This is a genomic window from Halomonas sp. I1 (assembly GCF_032334135.1).
GTDB lineage: Bacteria > Pseudomonadota > Gammaproteobacteria > Pseudomonadales > Halomonadaceae > Halomonas.
Genome location: NZ_JAVXUS010000009.1, coordinates 24,243 through 30,671, shown reverse-complemented (window position 1 = coordinate 30,671; position 6,429 = coordinate 24,243). Strand labels below are relative to the sequence as shown.

At 62.0% G+C, this 6,429-nt stretch carries 5 protein-coding genes and 2 tRNA genes; 3 read left to right on the top strand and 4 right to left on the bottom strand.

The annotated features are described in order from the left end of the window. Position 1 precedes the first annotated feature (1 nt). From RSO41_RS10945 to glpK, 3 genes are all read right to left on the bottom strand, one after another. Positions 2 to 75, bottom strand: a tRNA-Val gene (locus RSO41_RS10945). 34 nt (positions 76 to 109) lie between these two features. Then, positions 110 to 186: transfer RNA gene (locus RSO41_RS10940), tRNA-Val, on the bottom strand. 107 nt (positions 187 to 293) lie between these two features. Next, a complete protein-coding gene (gene glpK, locus RSO41_RS10935; protein ID WP_315619130.1) occupies positions 294 to 1,802 on the bottom strand; it encodes a glycerol kinase GlpK in 1,509 nt (502 codons plus the stop codon). A gap of 222 nt (positions 1,803 to 2,024) precedes the next feature. On the opposite strand from glpK, the gene RSO41_RS10930 reads away from it, so the two are divergent. Together RSO41_RS10930 and glpD are read left to right on the top strand one after the other, a co-directional pair. Continuing rightward, positions 2,025 to 2,783, top strand: coding sequence for a DeoR/GlpR family transcriptional regulator (locus RSO41_RS10930; protein WP_275287475.1), 759 nt, complete (start codon positions 2,025 to 2,027; stop codon positions 2,781 to 2,783). A gap of 201 nt (positions 2,784 to 2,984) precedes the next feature. Then, positions 2,985 to 4,490, top strand: coding sequence for a glycerol-3-phosphate dehydrogenase (glpD, locus tag RSO41_RS10925; RefSeq protein WP_315619128.1), 1,506 nt, complete (start codon positions 2,985 to 2,987; stop codon positions 4,488 to 4,490). A gap of 211 nt (positions 4,491 to 4,701) precedes the next feature. On the opposite strand, the gene RSO41_RS10920 is transcribed toward glpD, so the two are convergent. Beyond that, positions 4,702 to 5,292 carry a histidine phosphatase family protein gene (locus RSO41_RS10920; RefSeq protein WP_315619127.1) on the bottom strand — a complete coding sequence of 197 codons (591 nt, stop codon included), beginning with the start codon at positions 5,290 to 5,292 and terminating at the stop codon, positions 4,702 to 4,704. Positions 5,293 to 5,399: 107 nt separating this feature from the next. Here RSO41_RS10920 and phnD point away from each other — a divergent pair, with 107 nt between their 5' ends. Then, positions 5,400 to 6,383 (top strand): phosphate/phosphite/phosphonate ABC transporter substrate-binding protein, encoded by a 984-nt coding sequence (gene phnD, locus RSO41_RS10915; protein ID WP_315619126.1) that lies wholly within the window; start codon positions 5,400 to 5,402, stop codon positions 6,381 to 6,383. The last annotated feature ends 46 nt before the right edge of the window (positions 6,384 to 6,429 follow it).

The window sequence follows — 6,429 nt, the reverse complement described above, 5'->3', positions numbered from 1 at the left end:
GTAGGACCAGGCGGATTTGAACCGCCGACCTCCACGATGTCAACGTGGCGCTCTAACCAACTGAGCTATGGTCCTGCAATGCCTATTGTCGAGATACCGTCAAGAGATCTGGTAGGACCAGGCGGATTTGAACCGCCGACCTCCACGATGTCAACGTGGCGCTCTAACCAACTGAGCTATGGTCCTGCATCCCTCGGCGATGTTCGCCTCGACAACGGATGCGTATTCTACGCATCCCGATCCGAAATGCAACCCCCGTTCGACACGAAACGATACCATCAAGATCCCGGGGATCAGTGACTTGAGTCATGCTCCGAGGGCGCCGAACGTACCCTGTCCACCGCCTCCAGCCAGCCAGCGTAGAGCTGGCTGCGTTCGTCTTCCGGCATCTCCGGCTCGAAGCTTCGCTCGCAGCGCCAAAGGCCGGCGATCTCCTCGAGGTCCCGATACCAGCCGAGCCGCAGGCCTGCCAGATAGGCAGCCCCCAGGGCCGTCGTCTCCAGTACCGTGGGCCGGTCGACCCGCACGCCGAGCATGTCGGCCAGGAACTGCATCACCCAGTTGTTGGCCACCATGCCACCATCGACCCTCAGGGTGCCGGGGGCAGCCGTCATGTCATCGTTGATGCAGACCTGCAGGTCCCGAGTCTGGTAGCAGACCGCCTGCAGACCGGCGGCGACGATCTCGGCAATGCCGGTGTCCCGTGTCAGGCCGAGAATGGCGCCTCGCGCCTTGGGGTCCCAGTGCGGCGCTCCCAGCCCGGTGAAGGCCGGCACCAGATAGACGCTGTGCCCACGGCGCGTCTTGCGGGCCAGCGCTTCGGTCTCGGCAGCATCGGCGAACAGCTGCAGGCCATCCCTCAGCCACTGCACGGTCGCCCCGGCGACGAAGATGCTGCCCTCCATGGCATAGGTCGTCACACCGTTCAACCGATACCCCACCGTCGTCAGCAACCGGTTGCGCGACACGCCCGCCTCATGGCCGGTATTGACGATCATGAAGCAGCCGGTGCCATAGGTGCTCTTGCCCATGCCCGGCGAGAAACAGGCCTGCCCGACCAACGCTGCCTGCTGATCGCCGGCCACGCCCGCGATGGGGAGTTCACCCCCCAGCCATTCGGCATCGGCAAGACCGAAATCGTCACTGGAATCCTTGACCTCCGGCAGCAGGCTTTCGGGAATGCCGAAGAGTTCCAGCAATGCCGGGTCCCAGCGCTGCTCATGGATATTGAACAGGGCGGTACGCGACGCATTGGTGGCATCCGTGGCGTGAACGCGCCCGCCTGTCAGGCGCCAGATGAGAAAGGTATCGACCGTGCCGAAAGCCAGCTCGCCCCGTTCGGCACGCGCCCGGGCTCCGTCCACGTTATCCAGAATCCAGGCCAGTTTGGTGGCTGAAAAATAGGGGTCGATCAACAAGCCGGTACGCGATTGCACCAACTCGGTATGCCCCGCCTCACGCAGTCGCTCGCAGGTTTCCGCCGTGCGTCGATCTTGCCAGACGATGGCATTGTAAAGAGGCTTGCCGGTGACACGGTCCCATACCAGCGTGGTTTCCCGCTGATTGGTGATGCCGATGCCGGCGATATCGTCGAGTCCGATATCCGCTTTTTCGATAGCCTCCCGACAGGTAGCGACCACCGTATCCCAGAGCGCCTCGGGATCATGCTCGACCCAGCCATCCTCGGGAAACTGCTGCGGGAACTCACGCTGAGCGGTAATGGCGACATGCCCCTCGCGATCGAAGAGAATGGCGCGGGAACTGGTGGTGCCCTGATCGATGGCGAGCAGATGAGAAGCCATGAAAGCGTCCTGTTGTTGTGAGAAGCGCGGCCTTTGGCGCTTCCAGATCTGCCAATTTCGTTTTGCAACGGCAATGTTCGTTTACGATCATAAAGCCTACTCCAGTGATCCGGGCCACTCAATTGAAGAAAGCCCCTCATCACTACGACCTTCGGCGCATACCGACGATTCACTGCATCACCGCTATCGATACAGTAGAATCGTCGACATCAAGGAGTCGCCATGAATCAACAACAACGCCAGGCCAGCATTCTCGAACTGGTAGGACGCCAGGGCTATGCCAGCATCGAGCAACTCACCGACCATTTCGCGGTCACGCCACAGACCATTCGTCGGGATCTCAACCAGCTCTCGGGCGAGGGCCGCATACGCCGCGTCCATGGCGGCGCCGGGCTCGAGTCGAGTACGGTCAACACTGCCTACTCGACCCGCAAGACCCTGAATCTCGAGGCCAAGCAGCGCATCGCCGCCCTGCTCGCTCGACAGGTGCCCGATCATGCGTCGTTGTTCATCAATATCGGCACCAGCAACGAGGTCATCGCCGAGGCACTACTGCATCACCACGGCCTGGAAGTCATCACCAACAACCTCAATGTCGCCGCCATCCTGCAGCACAAGGACGACTTCAACGTCATCATCGCCGGTGGCCAGATACGCTCCCGGGACGGTGGCATCATCGGTGAGGCCACCATCGATTTCATCAATCAGTTCAAGGTCGACTACGGCATCATCGGCATCAGCGGCATCGATGAAGACGGTTCGCTGCTCGAGTTCGACTATCAGGAAGTGCGTGTCGCCCAGGCGATCATCCACAATTCCCGGCAAGTCTTCCTGGCCGCCGATCACTCCAAATTCCAGCGCAACCCCGTGGTGCGCCAGGGCAACCTGTCCCAGCTCAACGCCCTGTTCACCGATCGCGAGCCTCCGGAAAGCATCAAGCGGTTGCTGCATCAGCATGATGTAACCCTATATCTGGCCTGAGCTCTCGCACTCTCCGGCAAGCCGTCGCCGGCCCCCTTCTCTTCTCTATCGGCGCTCGCCGACGCCCTCCCCCGGTCAGCCCGCCTCGTTCGCCATCCGGGGCGAGGCGACTTGATGTTCGAATTCGATTGCTATATTTTCGTTTTCAAACACATCATGTTCACCTATGAACCCGGCAGTTTGCCGGTCGGAGTTTGTGCGATGGGCACTTCCATGGATGACACCCTGGACCTTTTCGTGATCGGCGGTGGCATCAACGGCACCGGCATCGCGGCCGATGCCGCCGGCCGTGGCCTCAGCGTCGCGCTCTGCGAACAGGCCGACCTGGCCAGCGCCACCTCCTCGGCCAGCAGCAAGCTGATTCACGGCGGGCTGCGCTACCTGGAGCATCACGAATTTCGTCTCGTCAGGGAGGCATTGCGCGAGCGTGAGGTGCTGCTCGCCAAGGCACCGCACATCATCCGCCCCATGCGCTTCGTGCTGCCGCATCGTGCTCACTTGCGGCCCGCCTGGATGCTGCGAGCCGGTCTTTTCCTCTACGATCACCTCGGCAAGCGCCAACGACTCTCCGGCTCCCGAGGGATTCGCCTGTCGTCATCACTAGGCTTGAAACCGGACATTCGACGCGGCTTCGAATACTCGGATTGCTGGGTCGATGACGCCCGGCTGGTCGTGCTCAATGCCATGCAGGCCAAACGGCATGACGCCGACATCCTGGTCAGGACACGCTGCACCGCCGCTCGAGACCATGGCGATCATTGGGAAATCGAGCTGGAAGACGGCGACAACGGCCGTCGCTTCACGCGCCGCGCCCGCGCCCTGGTCAATGCGGCAGGTCCCTGGGTCGACAGTGTGGTACGCGGCCAGGCAGGCCGCGCCTCACGATACGGCGTCCGCATGATCCAGGGCAGCCACTTGATCGTGCCACGGCGCAACGCCGACGAACGGGCTTTCATCCTGCAGAACACCGACCAGCGCATCGTTTTCGTGCTGCCCTATGAGGAAGACTTCAGCCTGATCGGTACCACCGACCGTCGCTATCAGGGCGACCCGTCCCGGGTCGAGGCCAGCGAGGAAGAGATCGAGTATCTGCTCGAGGTCGTCAACGACCACTTCACCACGCCCCTGACACGACGCGATGTACTGCGTACCTTCTCCGGCGTCCGCCCTCTGTGTGACGACGAATCGGCGGACCCCTCCGCCATGACCCGAGACTATACGCTGGACCTGGACGATAGCAGCGGGGCTCCGCTGCTGTCGGTGTTCGGCGGCAAGATCACCACCTATCGAAAGCTCGCCGAAGCCGCCCTCGACGGACTGTCTCCTCACTTTCCCGCGATGGGGGACAGCTGGACGGCGAACACCGCACTGCCCGGTGGCGATATCGACGACCAGGAAGGCTTCGCGAGCCGCCTCGCAGCCGACTTTCCCTTCCTGAGCACGGCTCAGGCACAGCGCTTCGCTCGCAGCTACGGCTCACTGTGCCTGGCATTTCTGAACGGAGCGCGTCGTGCCGAAGACCTCGGCGAGTCATTCGGCGCCGGCCTGACCGCCGCCGAAGTCGACTACCTGGTTGAACACGAATGGGCGCGTCGACCGGAAGACATCCTGTGGCGACGCACCAAGCTGGCCTTGCGGCTGACAGCCGACCAGCAGCAACGCCTGGCGGAGTATCTGACGCGCGAGCGTCTCACCGCTATCGCCTAGTGCGATGCGTCAATAGTTCGTTGAAGAGCTGGCGACGGCATTCATCCCTAGGAGCCTGTCGGATTTGACCGATCGTCGCGAGAATCACGGATTTCGAGACAAGTTTATCGATCTGATGAGGCGAATAGCCCGCTATTTAACGAATCAGATCGAATGAAATTGGCCGAAAGCCCGGGCTTCGTAGCAGATCAGCGTTAAGTCCGACAGGCTCCTAGAGCACCGACACTACCTCGGCGGGCTGCAACGGCGGTCGGTCGCGGTGGTGGCGAAGATCGACGCCGGCCAGCGCCGCCAGCAGGATCTGCAGCGGATCACCATGACTCACCAGCAACACGACCTCACCCTCGTGACGACGCTCCAGTCCACGCATGACCGCGACCATGCGCTCGGCGACCGTATCGACGGACTCGACGCCGAACCGTTCATGGCCCGCATCGACGGCATCCCAGGCCCAGACGTCCGCGTAGCGGGCATCTTCACCGCCTTCGAGCTCGTCGAACCCCCGCTCGCGCAGGCCGGCGTCCCGTGTCGGGGCGACACCAAAGTACTCTGCCACCCGGGCTGCCGTCTGGGTCGTACGCAGGAAGTCGGAATGCACGACCCGTGTCGGTCTGGCCCAGCGCCAGGCCGCCAGAGTCTCTCCCACCTCTGTCTGCCCTCGGGCAGACAGCCCGAACGAGTCGACACCCCGGGCCGGTGAGCTGATGATGCGCCCTTGGCGATTGGCCTCGCTGTGGCCGTGGCGCATCAACAGATAGGCGTTGCGAAACGTCAGCGAATCGAGCAGCAAAGTGTTTGACATCGAACTGTCATAAACCCTAGATTGCGAGAAGAGGCTTTCGGAAACCGACATTCATGTCGTTTTTCGAAAAAGCACTCCTTTTATAACAACAAACATCGAGGTACGCCATGCGATGCATCCCCGCTCCTGCGGCACGGCCTGCACTGGCCGTGTCCGCCCTGCTGCTGATCACCGGCCCCGCCATGGCACAGGAAGATTGCCCTCGCGGTGACCTGGACACCATCTACTGCGACAGGGACGGTGACCTGGTCGCCGATCGGCCGCAAGACGAGTCCGAATGGGCCAACCCTGACACTCTGATATTCGCCTATACCCCGGTCGAGGATCCGGCGATCTATTCGGATATCTGGCAACCCTTCATCGAACACATGGAAGACGTGACCGGGCGTGATGTGCGTTTCTTCGCCGTCCAGTCCAATTCCGCCCAGGTCGAGGCGATGCGCAGCGGGCGCCTCCATGTCGCCGGCTTCTCTACCGGCCCCACTCCCTTTGCGGTCAACCTGGCCGGCGCCGTGCCCTTCGCCTTGATGGGCTCAGACGACGGACGCTTCGGCTATACCTTGCAGCTGTATACCCATATCGACTCTGGCATCGACGACATCACTGACCTCAAGGGTAAACGCGTGGCGCATACCTCGCCGACCTCCAACTCGGGCAACCAGGCCCCGCGCGCCCTGTTTCCCGAACTCGGGATCGTGCCCGACGAGGATTATGAGGTGCTCTACTCGGGCAGCCATGACCAGTCGATGCTGGGGGTCGTGGCTCAGGACTACGATGCGGCACCGGTGGCCTCAGAAGTGGTCGACCGCATGGCCGCCCGTGGCTTGTACGACCCGGATGAAGTGAAGATTCTCTACGAGTCCGACCCGTTCCCGACCACCTCCTACACCTACGCCCACAACCTGGCCCCCGAGCTGGTCGAGAAAATCGAGGAAGCCTTCTTCACCTTCAACTTCGTGGGTACCGAGCTCGGCGAGGAATTCGAGGGCGTGGAGAAATTCATTCCCATCAACTATCAGGACAACTGGAAGGTCATTCGCACCATCCAGGCTGCCAACGGCGTCGAATATACCCCGGACAACCTGCAGTGATTCCCTTCACGTGACACAACCATGGGCGGCGCACGACAGCCGCCCC